Raw genomic sequence first — 22,784 nt, forward strand, 5'->3', positions numbered from 1 at the left:
TGGAACAGCGTTTAGGTACACCAATTGGTGCATCGCACTTCTCAGCTTACCAATCGAAAGCTCTACATCCAAGCTCCCAATTCCTTGCATCAGTTTTCATATTCTGATTGCACTTGGTCTTCGACTCAGAAAATATTCATTTCCAACCTCCATTGTGTCTGTGCCGAAAAGGCATTCTCAGGGGGATTGTTGTCGGGCGGGTAAGGTCGAGGAGGGAAGGTCGTAAAGTGCTAGATGGGAGGGGAACCTACGCGGATGCCTATGGGTACGAGGCGCGCTTGCAAGACAAGACGATAGGATGATTGAAAGCGCATTGGAATCATGGCATTTTGCCAGGGAACACCAATGCACAAGGATTGTCATGCCAACGTCTTTATCCAAATACCTCGGAATTTCCAGTGCGAGCTTGGAAGTTTTAGGTGTATTCGATCCCATTCTTGATCATGATACTCGCCTGTTTATTGATCCGCTCTTACTAAAGCATTGTAAAACACCTGAGTTTTCCTCCAGCTATACAGACTTACAAAGCAGATTTTTAGCTATCGGGAAGCTATTGCAACACAGTCAGCGTAAAGACGATCCCTTTTGGAAATCTGCTGCGACTAAAATGAGTTGGCACGAAGTGCGTGGGCTTTGTATTGGTTACTCTACCGGGGGGACTTCGGGTAGCGGAATTGGTAAAGGGCTTAGGGATAGAATTCTCACAACTGCTAAGCTAATTATTGATGCTGGAAAAAGTGATCCTGAGTTGTTTGAATTGGTTGGATTGTTTGAGGATAATTTTGGAGCTGATAGAATTAGTGATATGACTGCCAATATCATTCAGGGGGATATTCTAACTTACTCCTCGAATATTTATAAGAAAATCTTGCCGCAGGGCTGGGGGGGTATTTTAGATCGTAAGACTAATCTCCCCCAAAATCCATTTACAAAAGAGCCTATTCTGCTAGTTCCCAAAGAACTATTAAGGGATCTCCCCTCGGCGTTTGAGTGGAGTGGGTCGAACGAAATCGGAATTAATAGTGCCGAAGTAAGGGAAACGCTTAATGCATTGGTTGGCTCTAGCTGGCGAGCATTAGCTAATATGAAAAAAGTGGAGCTAAAAAAGCTAGTTCTAAAATATCCCGACCTTGTTGATGATCTGATTGATCAGTATGCATCTAAGGATGTAAAGCCATACGATTTTAACGAGGACAAAAAAGGTGAGTACGCTTGGTATCAAAGAACTGTGGAGGCAGTGTCTGAGAACCCAATAGAATTGACTCTAAGTGCTCATCCCAGCTTGGATGAGGTACATGATCTTGTTGTTACTATCTGCAATAAATTCAAGCAGCTCGTCGAGAATAATGGTTTAAATACATTGTTCTACGATGGGAAGTCAAAAATAAAAAATGAGACGGCAATCCAGTTGGCATTTTATGGAGTGGCTGAGGCTTACTGTGAAGCGAATAAAATAATGATTGCTAGGGAGTCAAACTCTGGACGCGGTCCGGTTGATTTTAAGTTTGGTTCTAATGGCGAAAATAGTGTGCTTGTGGAAATAAAGAAATCAGATAACTCACATCTTAAAAATGGTATTGTACGACAGCTTCCTGAGTACATGAAGTCAGAAAGGTCTAGTAAAGCTATTTATCTAATACTGGATTTGGGGATGAATCAAGCTCAGGTTGATAATATGAATGCAGTGCATCAGGCAATTGTGGGGTCAAATATATCAATAATATATATTGATGGTCAGCTCAAACCGAGCGCCAGCAAATTGTAGCTCTATATTTGTGAGGTGAGGATTTTATGGGTAACTGCGCCTATTGTGGTTTCGAAGGGAAGTTGACGCGAGAGCATATTATCCCTGATTGGTACGATACTGCAAACTCCGCTAGCGATGGGCAAATTTTTGTAGAGCGAGCACCTGATAAAATAGTTAATTCTGATCCGAAAATTAAAGATGTGTGTGCTGCATGTAATAATGTTGTATTGGGTAAGTTGGATGATTACGGTAAAAATTTATACGAGAAATATTTTAGTCATCCGGTTTACTGTAAAGAGCGGCAAAAGATACAGGTGGATAGGAGAAGGCTCACCCGCTGGTTGTTGAAAGTAGCGTTCAACTCGGCTAGAGCGAATAAAGCGGATTTGCACGTTCTTAAGGACTATGCCAAAGACATCATCAATGATGGTTCGTGCGACGACATAATTTTATTTTGTTCGACTGTAGCCCCGTCGATTGGAGATGGGGCGGGGTGGAAGGCAGCGTATAGGCAAGACGCTAGGGGCTCAATTAAACCCAGTGCATTCCGAGTCGGGGTGTTCAGGTTACCCGAGTTAGATTTTTATCGATGGAGTTTTCGCTATGTGTATATAGATTCATACGCTTTTTATCTTGCAATTCCACAACGTGACGTGGAGCTCCACGAGGAAAAGAAGCATGTGATAAAAATTATGACCAAGGGTTCAGAGTTTGGTGTTCGGGTTTTGAATGAAGTTATAGATACTAAGCCTCCTAAATATCATGCTGCGAACATTGTCATGAATCATTGGGCTAATTTCCCAGCTACTTATGGGGTGATAGAAGATCCTTGGGTTGTCCTCTCCAGTAAAGGTAAGATGGATGTATTGCATTACCCTATTATGAGGGAGGATATTGAGAGAGAGGATTTTAGTGGCGTGTTAAGCTTTATTGATCAACAGCTTGCTACTAGAGAGGCTCTAATGTCATCCTTGGAAAAAGTAGAATTTAGCGTGTATGGGTATGAGAGTGATTCCAGAGAGTTATGGGAGATTGATGAGGTCAGAAAATTTCTAGCGGTGTTGAATAGTCAGAGGCCATATTGGCTCGTGTTTCAGGGGGCTAAACCAGGTTGGACGCAAGTTTTACTATTTTGTTTGTGTCGTCTTAAGAAAGACTCGTATGGCTTTGGATTTGCTTGCCAAGAAGATTTTACGGACTTGATGAATCAATGGTTTTCTGGCTTGAATGAGATAAGTAATAGATTTGCGATTTCATATGAACTAAATAAAAAGCTTTCTGATAGGTTTGGTGACCATATAGAGCAAATGAGATGTGATTGAAAGTCTGGTTGTTATCTGTTGTGGGGATTACTTTATTATGACTATGCGACGTTATGCTAAGCCTAAGCGGGCGACCTATTAGGTAAGTACTATCAATATTCTCAGGTCGAGTCAGGTGCTTATTTGGCTTTTATGGCCTTCTTGATGTGGTAGATGGTAGCCGCACCGCATTTGAAAAGTTCTGCATATTTATTAGCGTTGGGTGCCTTGTGAGTAGTCCTTCGTCGTCCACAATGCAGCGTTTTTAGTCTTACCGGGCGGAGTTCACTCAGGCTTTTTCACCATTTTGTTTACGATACTTTGCTTGATACGTTCAATTTCTTTGGTCAAGGTAGTGCATGAACACCTCAACAATGACTTTGCGCGACACGTAATGCCCAACGAAGTGGGCAAAGACTAGGAGCAGCAATGAAAGTAAACTGGATTTTGGCCGGGGTAGGTATAGCTGTTGGTGTTGGGGTCGTGGTTGCCGTCGGGGTTCTATGGGCTTATGGATACTATCTCGGGCCGGTGTCTCGACTTGCGACAGACTGGGGTAGCTTCGGCTCAGTCATGAGCGGTGCTTTTACATTGTTGAGTTCGTTTGCAACAATCGGCACGTTACTTTTTCTCTATCTTCAACAAGTAAAAAATGAAGAAAGACAAGTCGCATTGGATGCCGAAAATTTAGTTAAGCAACAAAGGCACGATGATGTTGTAGAGAAACAATTAGCGGCTCTTACTTTTGAGCAATACCTTAATCACCGAAAGGTATTTATTGAAAGATTGAATGGGCAAGCTATTTTTTTTAAGAGTGTTATTCGCTTCGCAGACCCTGACCGAGTTTACACTGCTATGTTTCCTAACAATAGCCCAAGTCGGTGTGACTATAATGTGGAAATAGTAGAGCCTGAAAATGCTAAAGCCTACGACCTAACCGACTGCTTGGCTATTTATAGGTCTGTCGGTGAATTGCTAGAAAACTACAAAGACAAAGAAGAACATCTGCGGCTGGTGCAGAAATTGGTTCACTTACAAGGTTGTCTTGGCATTGAATACATCGGCCCTCATCGCGAAGGCGATGTGTTCTTCTTGGGGCGAAATGCAGGTCTAAATATTTACAATATTGAAGATACATTGATAAGAGTTGAAAGTGTGCTTAACTCGATTCTTTTTTATTCGGGCAATCAAAATGTTACGCCGATACATCACAAAGCCCAAGGTGGGCTAATGCGGGATGCCCTTTACAGAACATTGACTAGCTATCATAGAGCGCAGGGAGCTTTTGAGATTAGATACGAAATAGAAGCTCTTCCCTGTCTTCATGACCTTTATGACGATAGCCAGCATTTTATAGTGTCTGAAAGAATGCTTGAGGAAACCTATCGGCGACTAGAAACAATTTTTGCGGATTACAAAGAAGTCGAGAAACTCAAGAATTACGAATACGCCGATAACCTTACGGATATAATTCTTCATGAGATTCAAGGTAAATTAGTGAAATATAAAGATGATCCGGGATTGACCGAGCTCCTGGTAAGAGCGGACAGGCACCTCTGGGCAGCGATGGAACTTCTCTGTGTCACGAGGTGAGGGCTGAGTGTCCTGAAGATGCAATATGGTCGCTGCTCTCTCTTTCGCTAGTCTTGCGTGGTATATAGAGTCGCTAGTAGGTTATAAAGAAAGCAGCAGCTGATTAAACGAGTTTTTAAATATTGTGTGAGTAACATGATTTATCTGCCACCATTTGTATATAGCTGCACTGATGCTGAGACAGCCAAGTATTAGCGGCCAAATATTATCGGTAAACCAAGATAGTCCAATAGCACCTTTCACAAATACATATGTAACAACCGCCTTATACAGCGTCTTGCTTGGGATCGCTTCATAACCACGGCCACCGTGAGAGGTGACACGCTCACGACCTCTCTCATAAACTTTGGTCAAGCTGAACCACACCTTGGCACGGTGAGGATATGAATAATCCCATGGTCCGGTAGGGCCAAACTCTCTTCCACCCTCGTTTTTCAAGTCATCTCGATAGGAAAGCGTGCCGCTCATTCGCAGACTGATCAGCTTACCGTCGCCTTCTTCAGTGGCTTCAGCAGCAACGCGCTTGAATGCCCGACCTTTATGGGTGGCTCGGCATACTCTAATCAGAGTTTTATCCAATGTATCATGCATGTGTTCATCAAACCTCAATCCACTTTTGGGCAATCGCTGAAAAAACCTAAACCAGAGGTAGATGTTAATCACGGCGATAACGATCCAGACGTGCTGGATGTTTTGTCGTAGGGTTATTTCATTGCCCATCAACTTAAACTGGCTGAGGTCTGCACCGAAAAACCAAAGCAGCATCACCACGACGGAATAACCGATTAGAAAGCCTCTAGCCTTGTTGAAGTCTGGTGTGTCTGTGTCACCCATGTCGCACCTCATCAGTCTGAGCTTGCATGATAGCAAGGCACCCACACTCCCCAGAAATAAAGTTGACAATCGGTGTTCAACAGGGTGATGCGGTTGGTGGGAATCCGTGAAGGTTGAGTGTAGTCTCTTCCAACAAATATCGGTCACGTCAGTTTAACCGTATGACCTTTCCCACAGGGGCGGTTGCTCAAGGTTTGGCCAAATCCGATACAGTGCAGTGTTACACTGCTCACTCCTGATAGCGAGCACGGGCTGTTTAATGCGCGGTCTTATTACGTAGTGTTACTTGCAGGGGGGCGGGGTGAGCTCGCGCTTAATTCTGTACACAGTGGCGACACCACACTCGGCCAGCTTGGCAATATCGTCGGCATGTATGGTTGGGTGCTTCGTTATCAGCGTCGTTACCTTTTTCCATAACGCCACGTTCCTGCCTTTACCTGATGGTTTCCAATTGGGATCAGCAACGCGTTTGTTTGCTAGCCCTTGCTTAATGCGTTCCACGCGCTTGTCTTGATCCAGTCGTGCCATGGTCGCCATAAGATCAATCAGCATGTTGTTGATCACATCCATGATTTGCCCAGTGATTCCCTTCGCTTCAACCAGCATGTGACTGGTAGGTAAGTCAGCTACAACAAGGCGCAACCCCTTGGCCTTGATCGTGCCCTTGAGCGTGTCCCAGTCAGCTTGTGAGAGGCGACTCAGGCGGTCTACAGACTCAACCAATAGCACGTCTCCACTCTCGGCAGTATCGAGCAGAGCAAGCAGTTCTGGACGATTAAGCTTGGTTCCGCTGATGTTCTCCGCATACATGCCAACGATGCTCAACCCTTTCTCGGCAGCGAACAACTCAAGGGCGACTTTTGCACGATTGGCATCTTGGTCTTTGGTCGAGGCTCTGAGGTACAGGTGGGCATTCATGGCTACTATCCTTTGATCTATTGATGTGATAGGTCAATGATAAATTATCATTATCCTATTTTGAATAGTTTATTGATAGCAAAATGCCGGATGTGACGGACGGTATGTGGACTATCGGAGAGCTAGAGATCTTTGATAGAGGCTAGTGCCTCAGTTGGAGGATGCCTTTGGTAATAGCTGCGGCATTTCTGTCGAGCACGCTAAGCGTATCTATCACATTCGCATGTGTATCAGGTGAGCCATTTATTCTCACCCACGAGGCAAGCTCTTCGACGGCAGCAGCACAATCTAGCTGGCCCTCCCATAAAAGGGTTAGTACGTCCGCTGTTGCTATTTGAGCTTCTGTGTTGTCTTGCATTGCTTTCTGTCCTTGAATGAGATGCAAGGATCCTAGCCCATCAAGCGGATGGTTGGCGTGGGCTCTGGCTCGATAATTATTTGTTTGGTTGGCTGCTCTACGCTAACCATCGAATGCGGCAGGGATTTCTTCCCTGCTTGCACTCGTATTTCTGCCGTATGTGAGTGAATAGGGGAGAGCAAGAACTGTGTTAAGCCGGTGAAGGGAGGAAGCCAATAGAAATCAGCCCTACAGGCCATTGACATAATCATCCCTGCGCGTAGGTATCCGTTTTCACACCTGATAGTTCACCTGATAAAGCTGCTGACGATCACATTGTTCAGCGTTGATCTGCATCCACGCTTGATAGCGAGCAGGGTCAATCGCAGTCGCTGTGGGAGCCAGAACTCACCAGCTTTTCCACATCTTCGACCAGCGAGGATGGGCTACACCCTAAAGCCCCTGCTAGCTTGAAAATGATTGTGATGGTGGGTTGATTCACGCCGCGCTCAATGAGACTGACGTAATTTCGTTGGATGTCAGCTTCAAGTGCTAGCTGCTCCTGCGTAAAGCCCGCCTCCTTTCTTCTCTTGCGGAGAGTTTTTCCGAATGCCAGCCCTGTGTCCAAACCGTAACCCCCTCTGATATGGAGGCGGACTGTCCGGCGTAGCGGGGGATCAGGTCTTCACAATATACTATGAATTTCTGAACAGGCATGGCATCATCGAAGCAAGATAGTGGCTGTGCGCCACTTTCCAGCGCTTGGATGTGATTCATGGCGTGCGGGAAAACTCCCACGACTTACGCAGGCAGACAAAATGCAGGCAATACTCTATAGGGCACGAAAACTGCAATATGAATGCAGCATGACTAGAGATTATTAGCTCAGTAAAAGCGTGGCCCGACACACGTGCTGTGTTCTTCTTTATTATTCAGGAAAACTTAAATGGAACCTATACACTGGCTTATTGTATTTGTCATTCTCTGCGTTCTCATATCACTAATCGCAAGCAAGAAAGGACGCTCTGGTTTACTTCTCTTCTTCTCTATGGTTGGCCCTGCGGTACCACTGATGATGGTAGCTTCCTTTGCTCTAGGAAATAACATGGCTGCTAAGCCTCTTGCAATGTGGGTTGTTGCTTTCCTCTGTCCAGTTGCTGGTTTTTTTGGGCAATAATGGCAAAAAACAAAAAGCAAATGGCTGCTGATATTGGAAGTTATGGTGATATGAAAAAGTGCCAGTTTTGTGCTGAGCCTGTAAGAGCGGAGGCTATTAAGTGCAAACATTGTGGTAGTAAATTGGAGCTCGATGCCTAGCTATTCAGGCTTTTTTAAAGCTAGGAACCGTCGTGTCGTCTTCTGTGCGATGCACAGCTACATCTAATTGTTCTGTGTGTCCACACAGGAGCTTGCTGACATCTGATTGACAATCAGGAATGTCTCTATCTGGGGTTTAGCAACTCTCAATACAAAGATATGTTCGCAAGCTGAACGAAGTGAAGTGCTCTTAGAGAGGAAAGGGTAATAAACCCCTCTCGCTTTTGATTTGTCTTCTGTGAAACAGACTATGTACTAACTGTCGTATACACAGAATGCTATTCTCTCTGTGTAACACAGAGAATAGTACTCCCTAAGACTCATGCTCTTTGTTTTGAGGGAACTTGTCCCTCTCTTCTCTTTACTCTCTCTCTAAGAAAATACTTAAGGGGTATTCCCCTTAAAGAGAATATCTCTAACACCTTGTCCTTTGGACAATCTCCAAAGAAGAAAGAAGCATCGGTTCGCTTCGCTTCACTCTATTATACATGCGGCCGTATTACTGATACATCTTGTTCATGCCGCTTGCCTCTCGGTGGATGGCTTCTGCCACGAACGGACAGTGTTCACAGCAATTCCGAGTTCCTTTGAGATTGCTCGGAGGCTCAACCCTTGTTCAATCAGAATCAATGCTTCGGCTTTCTTCGGATGTTGCTTGCGAGCAGGAAACATAACCACGTTGTCAGTACGTTTGCCGGTCAACTCACCGGAACTCTCTCGCTCGTATTCTTCAGCAGTGGCGTATTCAGTGAATGTACGCATGTCGTGATGCAGCTTAGTCAGTTCCTCAGCAGTTGGCATGCGCACATCATCCATCACATTCACTACACATGGCTCAGGGGGTGCAGGTACATCATCCATCACCATACTAAGGTGAGCAGGACGACATTTCATCATACGAGGAATTACAAGCTCAGCAGCTTTCACATAACGTCGTGCATGTCGTTCTTCAAGACTGAGAAAGTCTTCAATCTTCTCATTAGTAATCTCAGGCAGCCACTCAAGAATGTTGATGAGCTTCTTTACACTCAGTGGTTTGGAAATACCACCAGCACCAATAGGACGGTCATGCCAATCAAGACGACAAACACCTTCGATAATGTCCATAGCAAATTCAGGGTATGCTTGTTTCTTATTGTCCTCTACAGACCATATATGACCAACGAATGGATTCACTATAACCTTTGGCTTAGGACCACTTGCCCCTTTTGGTTCTCGATTGTAGTTGTTCTCTTTCATCTTGCTTGTAATCAATGCATCAGCATTTGCTGCAATACGTGCATTCAATGCTTCCAGTTCAATTGGTGTAAGCATACGGTTGTTACTCATATTCATTCTCTCTCTTCTATGTGTGTTATGTCATAGGCATTCCTCTCGGTAGCTGCCAGATGGTTTCGGGTAATCGAAGACGCCGGGGGGATCGAATGGAAACATTTAGAAAATTCAGCGTCAATGTCATTAATTTCTCTAAGGAAAAATAGTTTCTAAATGATGCTCCACCCGCGTCAGAAAAGCTTTGAGAATGGCTTGCATAGCCTTACGTTGGGTGTTACAGAGTCAGTCCGTCGGGCACAACGAATTCACCAAAGACGTCGTTCACTTCGCGTTGAATTTCCGCGAGTAGCTTCGCCTGCTTATCCTCAAGTTTCTTCTGTTCTTTCAGCGCAGCAGCTTGAAGTAACTGAGTAGTAAGCAATTGACGATACTCCTCACGTTCACGTTCCAGATCAGTAATGTATTCCAGCCTTACGCGAGCATCAATCGCTTCAAGGTCTACTTGTTGAATTTCAAGTGGCTTGATCAGATAAGCCGAGTAGTCAAGCGGTTGAGTTGTGATTGGTTGCTTGGAACTGATCATATAACCGAGTTTGGATTTCTCAGTAATGGCGACTAGAAATTCGTAAGGAATAGCTGCTCGCACAAGCTCCATGCACTGCGATGTTTGCTTGTACATGGCGTGATACCCCGCTTGACGCCGTTCCAATTCAGCTTGGTCAAATTCCGGTGCAGTTCCATGGATGGTGATTTTAGTGGTCATTGTATTATTTCCTTTAGTTGTGTGATGGTGGTATTTGCGATGATCATCACTGACCGTGATTTGCAGTGATGCCTTTATGCTTGGTAATTAAAGCTTTCATCTTTGTTATGATCGTTGCTTTGTATTTATCTTCATTAAATTCTTCTACGGAGGACGTTGAGGATGTTGGTGTAACAGGAGCGGCGCCTACATTTGATTCCGTGGCGTGGCTGTTAATCTTCTTTGCATGTTGTATATGTTGTATATTTGATTGCGGTTGCTTGGCACGGCGTGCAAGGGCTCGTTCTAATCCGCGGTAGAATGAGTCGGCACTATGCATGATAATTCTCCCGAGCTTCATGCAAAGCACCAACACCATATTCGGTTATTAAACTGTCAATGATATCGGTAGCGTAACGGTAGGTGCCTTTGTCACCCATTGCTGCTGACGATAGTTTGATATAAAGGTAATGCTGAATCTGCTTGATAGCTAGGTGACGCTCTAACATTGGCGTGGTGAAAGTATTCATGTTAATCCTTTGATTTGCTTTTATTGAAAGACACCTGACATGTGCCAGTTCAGGCACTTTATGTGCGCGGTTTCCGTGGCCTGTAGCGGTGAGGAATCAGGGGGGCATAGGGTAGTTAGGAGTACCCATATTTTTCTGTTTTGAGCCAAAGAATGGCTTAGCGCTGACGCCTGTTTGAATCTGCTAATGATTCCAAGAACGATGGACTGATAGCAGCGAGGTCACCCACATTTACCAACACACCAGTACGTCGGGCTTTGTTAGCTAGCTTGTAGTAGCGATCCAGTACAATACTTGATGCTGCGTGGAAGGAATGTACGATATCTGGTGTTGGTACTTTTGAACTGGTAACTACAGTTTTAATCAACTGGGATGGTTTGTGTACGACGATGTAATTCAATTTCTGTTTTCCTTGTTCGGTGTGTTGATCCTCTGACTTCTGGTGAAAGTATTTTGGATTGATGGGTTCAGATGTATGCTTTCTTCTTTTCATCTAAGCGACGAATACTGTTCGTGACAGTACTAATTAATACTTGTAGGCAGTGTTGATGGCTTTTATGACCAGCCCGATGCATGAGTTCTTCCAGTTGGAACACAGCTTGCTCATTGAGGAATACTTTCATTGTCAGCACTCAATACTTTGAGTTAGACGATCATGCACATACTGATTGATGGACTTGCCAGCAGCTTCAGCAGCCTTGGTAACAAGTGCATGGTTAGCGATGCTGAATATAATTTTCTCTGGAATCATTGTAACCTTAGATTGTCTCCATACCACGTTCCGACATTTGCTTGAGCATGTTGTTGCATGCGCCCTACGGTTAACCAATGGTGAATTACAGGCACGACAATGGGTGATACGCATATAGATGCTACCTCGTTAATTTAAAGGGTTTACAAAACGTCCAGCAAGGACAAAATAAAAGCCATACCGGCTAAGGAAATGGCTTTGGGAGTTTAGTGGAGGACCAACTTCACCAACGAACTTGAAAGGAGGAAAAAAGCTCGTTGTGAGGAACCGCAGTTATATGTAGTACAACCGAAAAGACGGTGTGAGGCCGTTCAACTCCAATACACGTATTCTCTCATAAATGAGAATGATTGTCAATACCGTCTAGCCTATATTCGACATTTCCGTCAATTATTTTTCAAGGTTAACGTTGAGATGTTGATTATGTCCTCGGCATCGAAAGATTTCCCAGTGCCTCTACCATAGCTTTGATCGGGATACGACTACCGTAAACACCGAAGGTGACGGCAGAGTCTTCATGACCAGCGATACGTTTTATCAACGAATCTTGCACACCAGCCTCACGTAGGTCATCGATCATTGTGTGACGGAAACTATGGAAGGTTTTCTTTGGATCTATGACACCCATTTTGGTCCGGTAACGACTGAACCACTTCGACGGTGCATGCCCCAGCTTTCCACGTACAGGTTCCAGCTCTGGAAAAAGTCGATCTGAGTTTTGATCTCGCTGATTGTTCACATAATCGAGCAGTCCCAACTGAATCAACGCAGGATGGATTGGTAACGTCCGGCGACTGCTGCTGTTCTTGAGTTTCTGAGATTCGTGACCATCGTCGATTTTTATACAATTGATTCCTTGCAGCGTGATGAAGTCAGCAACGTGCAACTGGCAAAGCTCTTCCAACCGGGCGCCGGTGAGCCTTCCCAGCAAGGGTAACCAGTACCGCCATGGATGTTTGCGGGCTTCTGCCTTCAGCGCATCCAGATTGAGCAGGGTTGTCAGGTCTGCTGATTCAAACGACAGTCGTGCTTCCTTCGCTGATCCCACCATGACCTTGAGACCCATCAATGGATTCTCGGCAACGTAACCATTCGACTTGCACCAATTCATGAATGCCGAGAGCTTGCGTAGACGGTTGTTCACAGTCACGGCGGTGATGGTTTTGTACGTCCCGCCGGAGTCGATCACCTGTATCAACGTCTTGCCCTTGAACTGAGGCAACAGTGCAAAGTATTGAGGACAGCGGCTTAGACGATCCTTCAACAGTCGAGCTTGGTGCACGTCGAAAGCTTCGGCGGGCATGTCGCCCATCAGTTCGAACAAATCTCGTAACGAGCGTTCGACTTCGTGCGTGCTGACTTCTCGCCACGTGCCACCACGTTTGCCCTCATCTATATAGAGCTTCGACAGGGTAGACAGAGTCGGACCATTAGCGACTGATTTTGCAGGATTAGCTATGGGTTGGTGTGAGCGATGCGTTGATGGTGGAGCAGGGCATTTATCTCGCCATTCAGTACAGAGTCTACGCAACGTCAGGATGTCTGCTAGAGGATGCTCTGCAAGGTGTCCATGCACTCGCTGGGCAAGGGACGCAGCGAGGAACAATGCGCTCTGACGCTCACGGATGTTCAAGCACACGCGCAAGGTATGACGGTCAGGAAACAGGTGCTTGGGCAATCGAAGGTTTAGGTAATAGCCTGATTGGCGGCGAACAATATAGGTCATAGTGGAACACCAGAGTGGAACAGCAAAGTGGAACAATGCTGACTGCACCCGAGTTTTTTTGCTGACTGTGATCACCTTGAACACAGGAGTTAGGAGCAACCCTATAATGCTACAACCCTTGGTATAGAAGCTTCACAACGATTACCCGTGAACCTGGTCAGAGCCGGAAGGCAGCAGCCACAGCGGGAACATTGTGTGCCGGGGTGTGGCTGGTGGGGTTGCCTCCATAACGCCCAGGCCTTCGTTCGCAAGGTTTGTCTCATTCAAAATTACTTTTCGTTTTGCTGATCGATATCGATCGGTGTTTTCTGCTGTTCAGGCTTTGGTTGGACAGGGCAGGCGAATGCCAAAGAGAATCCCGGCCGTCTCGCATCGATAGACCAGATTTTTCTTTTGCTGCATCAAGGCTTGGACAAGGCCTGGTCGACCGCTGCGATCAGCTTTCCCAGGTCCTTGGAGGTGGCTTTGTGTATGACACCGAATAGATACGCCCGCTGTTCTTCCTCATCGCCCATGTCGGCAAAAAAGGCTTTGAGTTGTACGTCCAGCACATTGGCAAGCAGGAACAAGGCTTCGACGCTGGGGGTGTAGGTGCCGGTTTCGAAGCGGCTGATGGTTTTGGGGTCAAAACCGGTTTTTTCGCCAAGTTCAGCCTGAGTAAGCCCTGCTACTTTGCGGTAGCGTCTGATGGCTGGACCCAAGCTTGAAATTCGCATCGCTTAATTCCTATTTAGAATCAAGAACTTAACGATAGATTTTCGCATTAGGCAACCGCGTGATCCATCACCTTACTTTGCAAAGTGTGATGTGTTTCGTAGAATCGGCCTTTGGCACGGGTATTTGGTGACCTGCTTCAGAAGCCGGGGTGTGTACAGAGACCAGGCCTTGCGTTTCTTGCCGCGATACAAGGCAAGGGCTGAAGCCCTCCCTTGGCACCACCAGGGCCCGCGCTCCAGCTGTTCTCAAAGTGTTTGAGCCTAGTTGATTTTCGCCTGTCTTGGAGGCGGTGCAACCGCGCGCGACAAATGAGCCTGACTCATGGATGACTGCTTCGATGGATAAGAAGTACCGCAGAGCCGTTGACGCCGCCGCGATTTTTTCCGAAACCGATCTGAGCGGGCGCATCACCTACGTCAACGATCAATTTTGCAGCCTTTTTGGTTACCGGCGCGATGAGTTGCTGGGCGTGAACCATCGCCTGCTCAATTCCGGCCAGCACCCTGAAGAGTTCTTCAGCGACATGTGGCGCACCATTGCCGTGGGCCAGGTCTGGAAAGGGGAAATCTGCAACCGGGCCAAGGACGGTACGCTGCACTGGGTCGACACCACCCTGGTGCCGGTGATCGATGACGAAACAGGGCACATCGAACGCTACCTGGCGATTCGCTTCGACGTCAGCGAAAAGCGTCGCCTGCTGCATTCGCTGCAATGGCGGGTCGGTCACGATGTGCTGACCGGGCTGCCCAACCGCACTTATCTCTCCGATCTGCTGGACCAGGCCCTGGAGTTTTCCCGCGCGGAAAACTTGCCCCTGGCAGTGTGCATGCTCGACCTCGATGGCTTCAAGGCCGTCAACGACGGTTATGGCCATGCCAGCGGTGATCGGCTGTTGGTGGAGGTCGCCAGGCGCCTGCGCAGCATTGTGCGTGGCGAGGACGTGGTGGCGCGACTGGGCGGGGACGAGTTCGTGCTGGTGCTGCGCCATGTGCGTGGGATGGATGAGTTGCATGCCGCGTTGAACCGGGTGTTGATCGCTGTTTCCATGCCGTATGGCATTGACGGCAAGGACATCAAGGTCTTCGCCAGCATTGGCGTCACATTGTTTCCGTGGGACAACGAAGACGCCGAGACCTTGTTGCGCCACGCCGACCAGGCGATGTACGTGGCCAAGCAAAGCGGTCGCAATCGTTTCCATTTGTTCGATGTGTCCCGGGACAAGGAAGTGCGAGCCACTTACCAGACCGTCGAGCGGGTCCGCCAGGCGCTTGCCGGCAATGAGTTGCGGCTGCATTTCCAGCCCAAGGTCAACATGCGTCATGGCGCCGTGGTTGGCCTGGAGGCGCTGCTGCGCTGGAAGCATCCGCAACGTGGCCTGGTGCCGCCTCGGGAGTTCCTGCCGCTGGTGGAAGAGACCGACCTGATCGTCGAGATCGGCGAGTGGGTCATGGAAAAGGTATTGACCCAGTTGCAGCAATGGCAGCAAGCGGGGCAGGGCTGGCCGGTGAGTATCAATATCTCGGCGCGGCATTTTCAGCGGGCGGATTTTGTCGAGCGGCTGCGACAGGTGTTGGAAAGGCATCCGGCGGTACCGCCACGCCTGTTGGATCTGCAGATTGTCGAATCCGTCGCGGTGGAAAACCTTGCCCACGTCAGCGCCTGCCTCCAGGCCTGCCAGGCCTTGGGCGTGGGGTTTTCGCTGGGTGGTTTCGGCACGGGCTACTGCTCGCTCAACGACCTCAAGCACCTGCGCACGCAAACCATCAAGATCGACAAGGCCTTTGTCCGCGACATTCTCCATGATCGCGACGACCTGGCACTGACCGAAGCGGTGATCGGCCTGGCCCGGGCGTTTGGCCGCGAGGTGGTCGCCGAGGGGTTGGACAGCCTGGAGCACGGCCAACTGCTGCTGCGCCTGGGCTGTGAGGTGGCACAAGGTTATTTCATCGCCCGGCCCATGCCGCCCGAACAGATACCCGGCTGGGTGCAGGGGTTCATCCCGCCGTCGCAATGGCAGCAGCGGCCAGGCGATCAGGGGGAGGGTGCCTCGCTCCTGGCCTGGGATGCGTCACTGCGGCCAGTGTAAAGCTGGATGATCGCGTCGATCTCCCCTGACGTTTTCATGTTCAGCAAGGTCCTCAGGATGCGTTGTGCTGGAATGTTCGGATCGTTGCGCACATAACAGCTCAACTGCTGTTCCTGAAGCACTGCCACTGCATGGAGTTGTCGATCCGCAGTGTGGCGTTGATTGAACCAGTCCAGTGCCCATTGGTTGCTGACCGCATAGCTATAGCGGCCTGCGAGCAGTTTCGCCAGCACTTGCTCCTGGCTGCGAGCATCGTCTCGGTGCAGTTGGCCGCTGTTGAACAAGGGTTGCAAGGTGGGGTAGGTATAGCTGAGCACCGTACCTATGGCCTGGTGCGCCAGCGTTGCCGGTGTTACTGCCGCAGGTGTGCTTGCCGTGGCGACGAGCAGGTCGCGCTGGAAAAACAACGGGATGCTCCACAGGTAATCGCCACTGTCCTTTACCCAGTCGGGGCTGACATAGCAGCGTACGTCGATCTCGCCGTGTTTCATGGCTCCGTCCAGCCGGGCGCGGGACAGGACATGGAATTGCGCCGGCAGTCCCATCTGGGTCGCCAGGTTGGTCATTACATCGGGAAGGATACCCTGCGTCGGGCGACCCCGTTCGATCTGCACCATGGGCATCGCCCAGCCGTCGGTAACGGCAAAACGCAAAGGTACTTCATCAGCAAAACAACCTGTACCCAACAACAGCAAAGCCCCCATGGCTGAGCGCATAAACTCTCCTGACTGTACAAAACCGTGTCGATAACCGAGCTCGATTCCCAAGCTTAGTCAGATTAGACGAGCACACCGGATGCAATTTCGCCCCTGCTCCGCTAGCATTAGCCGCTTATGTTCCTTCGTTGCGACGGTTTTCGATGAGTTATCAGGTTCTTGCACGTAAATGGCGTCCGCGCTCGTTCCGCGAAATGGTCGGCCAGACCCATGTGCTCAAGGCTCTGATCAATGCCTTGGACAGCCAGCGGCTGCACCACGCCTACCTGTTCACCGGTACCCGCGGGGTGGGCAAGACCACCATCGCGCGGATCATCGCCAAGTGCCTGAACTGTGAAACCGGCATCACTTCGACGCCTTGCGGCGAGTGTTCGGTCTGCCGGGAGATCGACGAGGGCCGCTTCGTCGACCTGATCGAGATCGACGCTGCCAGTCGCACCAAGGTCGAAGACACCCGCGAATTGCTCGACAACGTGCAGTACGCGCCGAGCCGTGGGCGCTTCAAGGTCTACCTGATCGACGAAGTGCACATGCTCTCCAGCCATTCGTTCAATGCGCTGCTCAAGACCCTCGAGGAACCACCGCCCTACGTCAAGTTCATCCTGGCGACCACCGACCCGCAGAAACTTCCTGCAACGATTTTGTCGCGGTGCCTGCAGTTCTCCCTCAAGAACATGACGCCGGAACGGGTCGTCGAGCACCTGACGCATGTACTGGGCGTCGAGAACGTGCCCTTCGAGGACGATGCGCTGTGGCTGCTGGGCCGCGCCGCCGATGGTTCGATGCGCGACGCCATGAGCCTGACCGACCAGGCCATCGCGTTCGGTGAAGGCAAGGTCATGGCCGCCGACGTCCGGGCCATGCTTGGCACCCTCGATCATGGCCAGGTCTATGACGTCTTGCATGCGCTGATCGAAGGCGACGCGAAGGCGCTGCTCGAAGCGGTGCGTCACCTGGCCGAGCAGGGCCCTGACTGGAATGGCGTGCTCTCGGAAATTCTCAACGTGCTGCACCGGGTCGCCATCGCCCAGGCCTTGCCTGATGGCGTCGACAACGGTCATGGCGACCGTGATCGCGTATTGGCGCTGGCCCAGGCGCTGCCGGCCGAAGACGTGCAGTTTTATTACCAGATGGGCCTGATCGGCCGTCGCGACCTGCCCCTGGCACCGGATCCGCGCGGCGGCTTCGAAATGGTCCTGCTGCGAATGCTGGCGTTCCGGCCAGCCGATACGACGGACGTCCCGAGGCAAGCGCTAAAGCCAGTGGGGATCAGCCAGGCCACAGCTGATTCCGCCAAGCCAGTGGCTGCCGCGCCCGTCGTTGCGCCGGCAGTGGCTTCGGCTCCGGTAGCGCCGGCACCTGTGGCGGCACCGGCCCCGACACCTGTTGTCGCGGCCCCTGAGCCAGAACCTGAACCGGTCGTCGAGGCGCTGCCCGAACCGGTCGTCGAAGCCGTTGTCGATCTGCCCTGGAACGATCCGATCGAGCCCGAGGTTGTCCAGCAACCGGCCGTGGAGCCGGTCCTGGAGACCATCGCCGAGCAGCCCGAGTTGCCGCCGATGCCTTTGCCGACGCCTGACAGCGTGGTACTCGATGCACCGGAGTGGGTTGCCGCGCCGGTGCCCGAACCGACAGTGGCCGACGTCGATGTCGCCACGCCAGGCCTCGACCAGGACGACGAACCGCCGCTGGACGAGGATTACATCGAGCCAGACATGGATTCGGCCTACAGCTACCTGGACGACCTGGCCAGCGAGCACGCCGCTGAGCCGGCCCCGGAGCCCGAGCCGGAACCGGCGGCGATGCCAGCCACCGGCCTGGCCCTGCAATGGCTGGAACTGTTTCCTAAGCTGCCGATCAGCGGCATGACCGGCAGCATCGCCGCCAACTGCACGCTGATTTCCGTGGAAGGCGACCACTGGCTGCTGCACCTGGACCCGGCCCACAGCGCACTGTTCAACGCGACCCAGCAACGTCGCCTCAACGATGCGCTGAACCAGTACCACCAGCGCCCCCTGACGCTGACCATGGAGCTGATCAAGCCCGAGCAGGAGACCCCGGCCCAAGCCGGGTCCCGCCGCCGTGCCGACCGTCAGCGCGAAGCCGAGGAGTCGATCCACAGTGATCCATTCATCCAGCAGATGATGCAACAGTTCGGCGCCGTGGTCCGTCACGATACTATCGAACCTGTCGAGGCCCCGGTCACCCAGGGCTCATAACTGAAGGCGCCGGGCCGAACGGGCCGGGCGCGTTGTTTATCCAAGTACTTTCGAGGTGATTCCCATGATGAAAGGTGGCATGGCCGGCCTGATGAAGCAGGCGCAGCAGATGCAGGAAAAAATGGCCAAGATGCAGGAAGAACTGGCCAACGCCGAAGTCACCGGCAAGTCCGGCGGCGACATGGTGACCGTGGTCATGACCGGTCGCCACGACATCAAGCGCGTCAGCATCGACCCAAGCGTGGTCGAAGGCCTGAGCGAAGACGACAAGGAAATGCTCGAAGCCCTGTTCGCCGCCGCCGTCAATGACGCGGTGCGCAAGATCGAAGCCAACAGCCAGGACAAGATGTCCGGCATGACGGCCGGTATGCAGCTGCCGCCGGGCATGAAACTGCCGTTCTGATTCGCCATCCCGGTCGGGATGGGCTACACACAATGCCAGGCATCGCGCCTGGCATTGTTGTTTCTGTCGTAGGGGCGAGCGGTGACAGAAACCTTACCTGTGGGAGCAAGGCTCTGTGGGAGCAAGGCTTGCCCGCGATGCAGGCGCCTCGGTTTGTCGGAACTGCGCGCCATCGTTCATCGCGGGCAAGCCTTGCTCCCACAAGTGCCGGCTGAACAAACATCGAACGCCGCCCCTTCGGCAATGGTCTGCTTCCTATACGTGTCCGCTCAACGAACAAGGAGACGCATCCATGTCATCGATTTCCAGTCAGCGCATCGTCCTGGCCTCCCGCCCCCAAGGGGCGCCCACGCCGGAAAATTTTCGTCTTGAACACGTGACACTGCCGGATCTGGCGGAGGGACAAATTCTGCTCAAGACACTATTCCTGTCCCTGGACCCCTACATGCGCGGGCGAATGAGTGACGCGCCTTCCTACGCTGCTCCGGTAAAAATCGACGAGGTGATGACCGGCGGCGCCGTCAGCCGCGTGGAACGCTCGACGCACCCGAAATTCCAGGAGGGTGATCTGGTGGTGGGGGCCACCGGTTGGCAGAGCCACAGCATCAGCGACGGGCGCAACGTGATGCCCATCCCCTCGGGGCTGCCCAGCCCGTCGATGGCCCTGGGTGTGCTGGGCATGCCAGGCATGACCGCTTACATGGGGCTGATGGACATTGGCCAGCCCAAGGCCGGGGAGACCCTGGTGGTCGCAGCGGCCTCGGGTGCGGTGGGCTCGGTGGTCGGCCAGGTGGCGAAAATCAAGGGCCTGCGTGTCGTCGGCGTCGCGGGAGGCAGCGAGAAATGCAAGTACGTGGTCGACGAGCTGGGGTTTGACGCCTGTGTCGATCACAAGAGCGCACGTTTTGCCGAGGAACTGGCCCAGGCTTGCGACAAGGGCATCGACATCTATTACGAAAACGTCGGTGGCAAGGTTTTCGATGCCGTCGTGCCGCTGCTCAACGCCAAGGCGCGGATCCCGCTCTGTGGCCTGATCGCTTCCTACAACGATCATCAAGCGCCGAGCGGCCCGGATCGCTTGCCGCAGTTGCAGCGCACCTTGCTGAACAAGCGCATGCGGATCCAGGGGTTTATTGTGTTTGATGACTACGGTGACCGTCAGCCGGAGTTCATCAGCGCCATGGCCCCGTGGGTGCGTGATGGCAAGGTCAAGTTCCGTGAGGACGTGGTCGATGGCCTTGAGAATGCGCCACAGGCGTTTATCGGGTTGTTGGAAGGGCGCAACTTCGGCAAGTTGGTGGTGCGGGTCGCGCAGGATTGAGTATTTGACGCTAATCGGAGGCGCGGGTATAAACCGCGTCTCGTTGTTATGTCGGACATTTCCTCCATGAGCTTCAGCCCTTTGATTCGCCAACTGATCGATGCCCTGCGAACGTTGCCGGGTGTAGGTCAGAAAACTGCCCAGCGCATGGCGTTGCAATTGCTCGAGCGTGATCGCAGCGGCGGTTCGCGCCTGGCCCAGGCCCTGAGCCAGGCCATGGAAGGCGTAGGGCATTGCCGTTTATGTCGCACCCTCACCGAAGACGACCTCTGCCCGCAATGCGCTGACCCGCGTCGGGACGACAGCCTGCTCTGCGTGGTGGAAGGGCCGATGGATGTGTATGCGGTGGAGCAGACCGGTTTTCGTGGCCGTTATTTCGTGCTCAAGGGCCATTTGTCGCCGCTCGACGGCCTGGGGCCTGAAGCCATCGGCATTCCACAGTTGATCGCGCGGATCGAAGAGGCGGGTACGTTCACGGAAGTCATCCTCGCCACGAACCCGACGGTCGAAGGCGAAGCCACCGCCCATTACATCGCCCAATTGCTCAACAACAAAGGCCTGATCGCCTCGCGCATCGCCCACGGCGTGCCGCTGGGTGGGGAGCTTGAGTTGGTGGATGGCGGGACACTGGCGCATTCGTTTGCAGGGCGCAAGCCGATCGCCTTGTAGCCGCCACCCAAAAACTGATGTGGGAGCGGGCTTGCTCGCGAAAGCGGTGTGCCAGTCAACATCATCGTTTACTGATACACCGCTTTCGCGAGCAAGCCCGCTCCCACAGGTTCGATTGCAGTTTCCCGATTATTTTTCGCTGAGCGAGAACTGCGTCAGGCAGAACGTCGGTATCCCCATGTCTTCCAGGCGCTGGGAGCCGAGCAGCTCCGGCAGGTCGATGATCGCTGCGGCTTCGTGGACCTTGGCGCCCATGCGGCGGATCAGGTTGGCAGCGGCGATCAGCGTGCCGCCAGTGGCGATCAGGTCATCGAACATCACCACCGAATCACCCTCGCACAAGCTATCGGCGTGCACTTCAAGGAAGGCTTCGCCGTATTCGGTCTGGTAACCCTCGGCCAGCACATCGGCCGGCAGCTTGCCTTGCTTGCGGAACAGGATCAGCGGTTTGTTCAACTGATAGGCCAGGATCGAGCCGATCAGGAAACCCCGCGCATCCATCGCGCCGATATGAGTGAACTCGGCCTCGACATACCGGTGGGCGAAACTGTCCATGACCAGTCGCAGGGCAGTCGGGGATTGGAAGAGTGGGGTAATGTCGCGAAAGATCACGCCGGGCTTGGGGAAATCGATCACGGGGCGAATCAGGGATTTGATGTCGAAGGAGTCGAAGACCATCGTGGAAGTGTCCTGGCAGGGCTGCAAACGCGGCAGTATAGCGCGGCTGGGAACATCCCTCAGCCGCGCGCGGCCATCAGCCTTCGATCGAGCCGCCGGCCAGGGCGCAGAGCTGGATCGGGTCGAGAATGTGAATTTCCTTGCCTTCGGCGGCAATCAGCTCGTTCTGCTGGAAGCGGGTGAATACCCTGGACACGGTTTCCACCGCGAGGCCCAGGTAGTTGCCGATTTCGTTGCGCGACATGCTCAGGCGGAACTGGTTGGCCGAGAACCCGCGGGCGCGGAAGCGTGCCGAGAGGTTGACCAGGAACGTGGCGATACGCTCGTCGGCGGTTTTTTTCGAAAGCAGCAGCATCATTTGCTGATCGTCACGAATTTCCCGGCTCATGACCCGCATCAACTGGCGGCGCAGTTGCGGCAGCTGTATGGACAACTCGTCCAGGCGATCAAAGGGAATTTCGCACACCGAGGTGGTTTCCAGCGCCTGGGCCGAGACTGGATGGGACTCGGTGTCCATACCGGACAGGCCCACCAGTTCGCTGGGCAGGTGGAAGCCGGTGAGCTGTTCTTCGCCGCCGTCGCTCAGGTTGAAGGTCTTCAAGGCGCCCGAGCGCACCGCATAGACCGAATCGAAGGTGTCGCCCTGGCGAAACAGGAATTCACCTTTTTTCAACGGACGGCCCCGTTTAACGATGTCGTCCAGCGCGTCCATGTCCTCCAGGTTCAGCGAAAGTGGCAGGCAGAGGGGGGCCAGGCTGCAATCCTTGCAATGGGCCTGGTTGTGGGCGCGCAGTTTGACTGGCTCGGACATTTCTTAAATCCTTGTGGGAAATCACGCATAAGGCGTAAGGGTACCCCAGAGCAGACAGTCCGGCCAGCGTGGTTTCGTCGTCAAATTGTCGCG

General features: G+C 51.9%; 21 protein-coding genes and 1 other RNA gene. 10 read left to right on the forward strand and 12 right to left on the reverse strand.

What is annotated here, in order from left to right; all coding sequences use genetic code 11:
- The first annotated feature begins 361 nt into the window (after nt 1–361).
- The 3 genes from AD662_RS09570 to AD662_RS09580 all read left to right on the forward strand — a co-directional run bounded on the left by AD662_RS09570 (nt 362) and on the right by AD662_RS09580 (nt 4,641).
- Nucleotides 362–1,765, forward strand: a complete 1,404-nt coding sequence (locus AD662_RS09570; RefSeq protein ID WP_074849613.1) for a hypothetical protein — start codon at nt 362–364, stop codon at nt 1,763–1,765.
- A gap of 26 nt (nt 1,766–1,791) precedes the next feature.
- Nucleotides 1,792–3,069, forward strand: a complete 1,278-nt coding sequence (locus tag AD662_RS09575) for a hypothetical protein (protein WP_139213089.1) — start codon at nt 1,792–1,794, stop codon at nt 3,067–3,069.
- Between the two features lie 408 nt (nt 3,070–3,477).
- Entirely contained in the window at nt 3,478–4,641 is a 1,164-nt protein-coding gene (locus tag AD662_RS09580; RefSeq protein WP_053186827.1) for a hypothetical protein, read from the forward strand.
- Nucleotides 4,642–4,722: 81 nt separating this feature from the next.
- Here the strand turns inward: AD662_RS09580 and AD662_RS09585 are convergent, their stop codons facing one another.
- The 3 genes from AD662_RS09585 to AD662_RS28365 form a co-directional block, all read right to left on the reverse strand.
- The gene (locus tag AD662_RS09585; protein ID WP_053186830.1) at nt 4,723–5,475 is read right to left on the reverse strand and encodes a hypothetical protein; all 753 of its coding nucleotides are present in this window, start codon (nt 5,473–5,475) and stop codon (nt 4,723–4,725) included.
- Between the two features lie 282 nt (nt 5,476–5,757).
- Nucleotides 5,758–6,393: a recombinase family protein gene (locus tag AD662_RS09590; protein ID WP_053186835.1), complete on the reverse strand. Its 636-nt coding sequence runs from the start codon at nt 6,391–6,393 to the stop codon at nt 5,758–5,760.
- A 716-nt stretch (nt 6,394–7,109) separates the two neighbouring features.
- The gene (locus tag AD662_RS28365; RefSeq protein WP_074849615.1) at nt 7,110–7,358 is read right to left on the reverse strand and encodes a helix-turn-helix domain-containing protein; all 249 of its coding nucleotides are present in this window, start codon (nt 7,356–7,358) and stop codon (nt 7,110–7,112) included.
- Nucleotides 7,359–7,676: 318 nt separating this feature from the next.
- Here AD662_RS28365 and AD662_RS29230 point away from each other — a divergent pair, with 318 nt between their 5' ends.
- On the forward strand, nt 7,677–7,907 hold the full coding sequence (locus tag AD662_RS29230; protein ID WP_139213090.1) for a hypothetical protein: 231 nt from the start codon (nt 7,677–7,679) through the stop codon (nt 7,905–7,907).
- A 656-nt stretch (nt 7,908–8,563) separates the two neighbouring features.
- Here the strand turns inward: AD662_RS29230 and AD662_RS28370 are convergent.
- The 5 genes from AD662_RS28370 to AD662_RS09615 form a co-directional block, all read right to left on the reverse strand.
- Nucleotides 8,564–9,376 (reverse strand): helix-turn-helix domain-containing protein, encoded by an 813-nt coding sequence (locus tag AD662_RS28370; RefSeq protein ID WP_235862390.1) that lies wholly within the window; start codon nt 9,374–9,376, stop codon nt 8,564–8,566.
- Nucleotides 9,377–9,596: 220 nt separating this feature from the next.
- On the reverse strand, nt 9,597–10,085 hold the full coding sequence (locus tag AD662_RS09605; RefSeq protein WP_053186843.1) for a hypothetical protein: 489 nt from the start codon (nt 10,083–10,085) through the stop codon (nt 9,597–9,599).
- Nucleotides 10,086–10,131: 46 nt separating this feature from the next.
- The gene (locus AD662_RS29235) at nt 10,132–10,404 is read right to left on the reverse strand and encodes a hypothetical protein (protein ID WP_139213091.1); all 273 of its coding nucleotides are present in this window, start codon (nt 10,402–10,404) and stop codon (nt 10,132–10,134) included.
- A complete protein-coding gene (locus tag AD662_RS09610) occupies nt 10,397–10,594 on the reverse strand; it encodes a hypothetical protein (protein ID WP_053186847.1) in 198 nt (65 codons plus the stop codon). The genes AD662_RS29235 and AD662_RS09610 overlap by 8 nt, the downstream gene beginning before the upstream one ends.
- Before the next feature lie 1,172 nt (nt 10,595–11,766).
- Entirely contained in the window at nt 11,767–13,071 is a 1,305-nt protein-coding gene (locus AD662_RS09615) for a site-specific integrase (protein ID WP_053186849.1), read from the reverse strand.
- Between the two features lie 121 nt (nt 13,072–13,192).
- On the opposite strand from AD662_RS09615, the gene ffs reads away from it, so the two are divergent.
- An RNA gene (gene ffs, locus AD662_RS28375) (signal recognition particle sRNA small type) lies at nt 13,193–13,289 on the forward strand.
- 183 nt (nt 13,290–13,472) lie between these two features.
- Here ffs and AD662_RS09620 read toward each other — a convergent pair.
- The gene (locus AD662_RS09620; RefSeq protein ID WP_018608638.1) at nt 13,473–13,787 is read right to left on the reverse strand and encodes a helix-turn-helix domain-containing protein; all 315 of its coding nucleotides are present in this window, start codon (nt 13,785–13,787) and stop codon (nt 13,473–13,475) included.
- 338 nt (nt 13,788–14,125) lie between these two features.
- On the opposite strand from AD662_RS09620, the gene AD662_RS09625 reads away from it, so the two are divergent.
- Complete coding sequence (locus AD662_RS09625; protein ID WP_053186850.1) at nt 14,126–15,874, forward strand: putative bifunctional diguanylate cyclase/phosphodiesterase; 1,749 nt, start codon at nt 14,126–14,128, stop codon at nt 15,872–15,874.
- Here the strand turns inward: AD662_RS09625 and AD662_RS09630 are convergent.
- Nucleotides 15,820–16,590 carry a substrate-binding periplasmic protein gene (locus AD662_RS09630; protein ID WP_053186851.1) on the reverse strand — a complete coding sequence of 257 codons (771 nt, stop codon included), beginning with the start codon at nt 16,588–16,590 and terminating at the stop codon, nt 15,820–15,822. The genes AD662_RS09625 and AD662_RS09630 overlap by 55 nt on opposite strands.
- A gap of 143 nt (nt 16,591–16,733) precedes the next feature.
- On the opposite strand from AD662_RS09630, the gene dnaX reads away from it, so the two are divergent.
- The 4 genes from dnaX (at nt 16,734) to recR (ending at nt 21,202) form a co-directional block, all read left to right on the forward strand.
- Nucleotides 16,734–18,809, forward strand: a complete 2,076-nt coding sequence (dnaX, locus tag AD662_RS09635) for a DNA polymerase III subunit gamma/tau (protein WP_033062697.1) — start codon at nt 16,734–16,736, stop codon at nt 18,807–18,809.
- Nucleotides 18,810–18,873: 64 nt separating this feature from the next.
- Nucleotides 18,874–19,212: a YbaB/EbfC family nucleoid-associated protein gene (locus AD662_RS09640; protein ID WP_003183512.1), complete on the forward strand. Its 339-nt coding sequence runs from the start codon at nt 18,874–18,876 to the stop codon at nt 19,210–19,212.
- A 292-nt stretch (nt 19,213–19,504) separates the two neighbouring features.
- Complete coding sequence (locus AD662_RS09645; RefSeq protein ID WP_053186852.1) at nt 19,505–20,533, forward strand: NADP-dependent oxidoreductase; 1,029 nt, start codon at nt 19,505–19,507, stop codon at nt 20,531–20,533.
- A gap of 66 nt (nt 20,534–20,599) precedes the next feature.
- A complete protein-coding gene (gene recR, locus AD662_RS09650; protein WP_003199585.1) occupies nt 20,600–21,202 on the forward strand; it encodes a recombination mediator RecR in 603 nt (200 codons plus the stop codon).
- A gap of 129 nt (nt 21,203–21,331) precedes the next feature.
- Here the strand turns inward: recR and AD662_RS09655 are convergent, their stop codons facing one another.
- Together AD662_RS09655 and fnr are read right to left on the reverse strand one after the other, a co-directional pair.
- Nucleotides 21,332–21,880: an adenine phosphoribosyltransferase gene (locus AD662_RS09655; RefSeq protein ID WP_003199587.1), complete on the reverse strand. Its 549-nt coding sequence runs from the start codon at nt 21,878–21,880 to the stop codon at nt 21,332–21,334.
- Between the two features lie 76 nt (nt 21,881–21,956).
- A complete protein-coding gene (gene fnr / locus AD662_RS09660) occupies nt 21,957–22,691 on the reverse strand; it encodes a fumarate/nitrate reduction transcriptional regulator Fnr (RefSeq protein ID WP_018608622.1) in 735 nt (244 codons plus the stop codon).
- Between the last annotated feature and the right edge of the window lie 93 nt (nt 22,692–22,784).

It is taken from the genome of Pseudomonas kilonensis (assembly GCF_001269885.1).
Classification (GTDB): Bacteria; Pseudomonadota; Gammaproteobacteria; order Pseudomonadales; family Pseudomonadaceae; genus Aquipseudomonas; species Aquipseudomonas kilonensis.

What these genes read in the sequence shown, in the direction of transcription:
- fnr (WP_018608622.1), bottom strand. Translation starts at nt 22,691, where the DNA reads ATGTCCGAGCCAGTCAAACTGCGCGCCCACAACCAGGCCCATTGCAAG.
- AD662_RS09640 (WP_003183512.1), top strand. Translation starts at nt 18,874, where the DNA reads ATGATGAAAGGTGGCATGGCCGGCCTGATGAAGCAGGCGCAGCAGATG.
- AD662_RS09580 (WP_053186827.1), top strand. Translation starts at nt 3,478, where the DNA reads ATGAAAGTAAACTGGATTTTGGCCGGGGTAGGTATAGCTGTTGGTGTT.
- AD662_RS09605 (WP_053186843.1), bottom strand. Translation starts at nt 10,085, where the DNA reads ATGACCACTAAAATCACCATCCATGGAACTGCACCGGAATTTGACCAA.
- AD662_RS29230 (WP_139213090.1), top strand. Translation starts at nt 7,677, where the DNA reads ATGGAACCTATACACTGGCTTATTGTATTTGTCATTCTCTGCGTTCTC.
- AD662_RS28370 (WP_235862390.1), bottom strand. Translation starts at nt 9,376, where the DNA reads ATGAGTAACAACCGTATGCTTACACCAATTGAACTGGAAGCATTGAAT.
- recR (WP_003199585.1), top strand. Translation starts at nt 20,600, where the DNA reads ATGAGCTTCAGCCCTTTGATTCGCCAACTGATCGATGCCCTGCGAACG.
- AD662_RS29235 (WP_139213091.1), bottom strand. Translation starts at nt 10,404, where the DNA reads ATGCATAGTGCCGACTCATTCTACCGCGGATTAGAACGAGCCCTTGCA.
- AD662_RS09585 (WP_053186830.1), bottom strand. Translation starts at nt 5,475, where the DNA reads ATGGGTGACACAGACACACCAGACTTCAACAAGGCTAGAGGCTTTCTA.
- AD662_RS09630 (WP_053186851.1), bottom strand. Translation starts at nt 16,590, where the DNA reads ATGCGCTCAGCCATGGGGGCTTTGCTGTTGTTGGGTACAGGTTGTTTT.
- AD662_RS09575 (WP_139213089.1), top strand. Translation starts at nt 1,792, where the DNA reads ATGGGTAACTGCGCCTATTGTGGTTTCGAAGGGAAGTTGACGCGAGAG.
- AD662_RS09570 (WP_074849613.1), top strand. Translation starts at nt 362, where the DNA reads ATGCCAACGTCTTTATCCAAATACCTCGGAATTTCCAGTGCGAGCTTG.
- AD662_RS09625 (WP_053186850.1), top strand. Translation starts at nt 14,126, where the DNA reads ATGGATAAGAAGTACCGCAGAGCCGTTGACGCCGCCGCGATTTTTTCC.
- dnaX (WP_033062697.1), top strand. Translation starts at nt 16,734, where the DNA reads ATGAGTTATCAGGTTCTTGCACGTAAATGGCGTCCGCGCTCGTTCCGC.
- AD662_RS09645 (WP_053186852.1), top strand. Translation starts at nt 19,505, where the DNA reads ATGTCATCGATTTCCAGTCAGCGCATCGTCCTGGCCTCCCGCCCCCAA.
- AD662_RS09610 (WP_053186847.1), bottom strand. Translation starts at nt 10,594, where the DNA reads ATGAATACTTTCACCACGCCAATGTTAGAGCGTCACCTAGCTATCAAG.
- AD662_RS09590 (WP_053186835.1), bottom strand. Translation starts at nt 6,393, where the DNA reads ATGAATGCCCACCTGTACCTCAGAGCCTCGACCAAAGACCAAGATGCC.
- AD662_RS09620 (WP_018608638.1), bottom strand. Translation starts at nt 13,787, where the DNA reads ATGCGAATTTCAAGCTTGGGTCCAGCCATCAGACGCTACCGCAAAGTA.
- AD662_RS09615 (WP_053186849.1), bottom strand. Translation starts at nt 13,071, where the DNA reads ATGACCTATATTGTTCGCCGCCAATCAGGCTATTACCTAAACCTTCGA.
- AD662_RS09655 (WP_003199587.1), bottom strand. Translation starts at nt 21,880, where the DNA reads ATGGTCTTCGACTCCTTCGACATCAAATCCCTGATTCGCCCCGTGATC.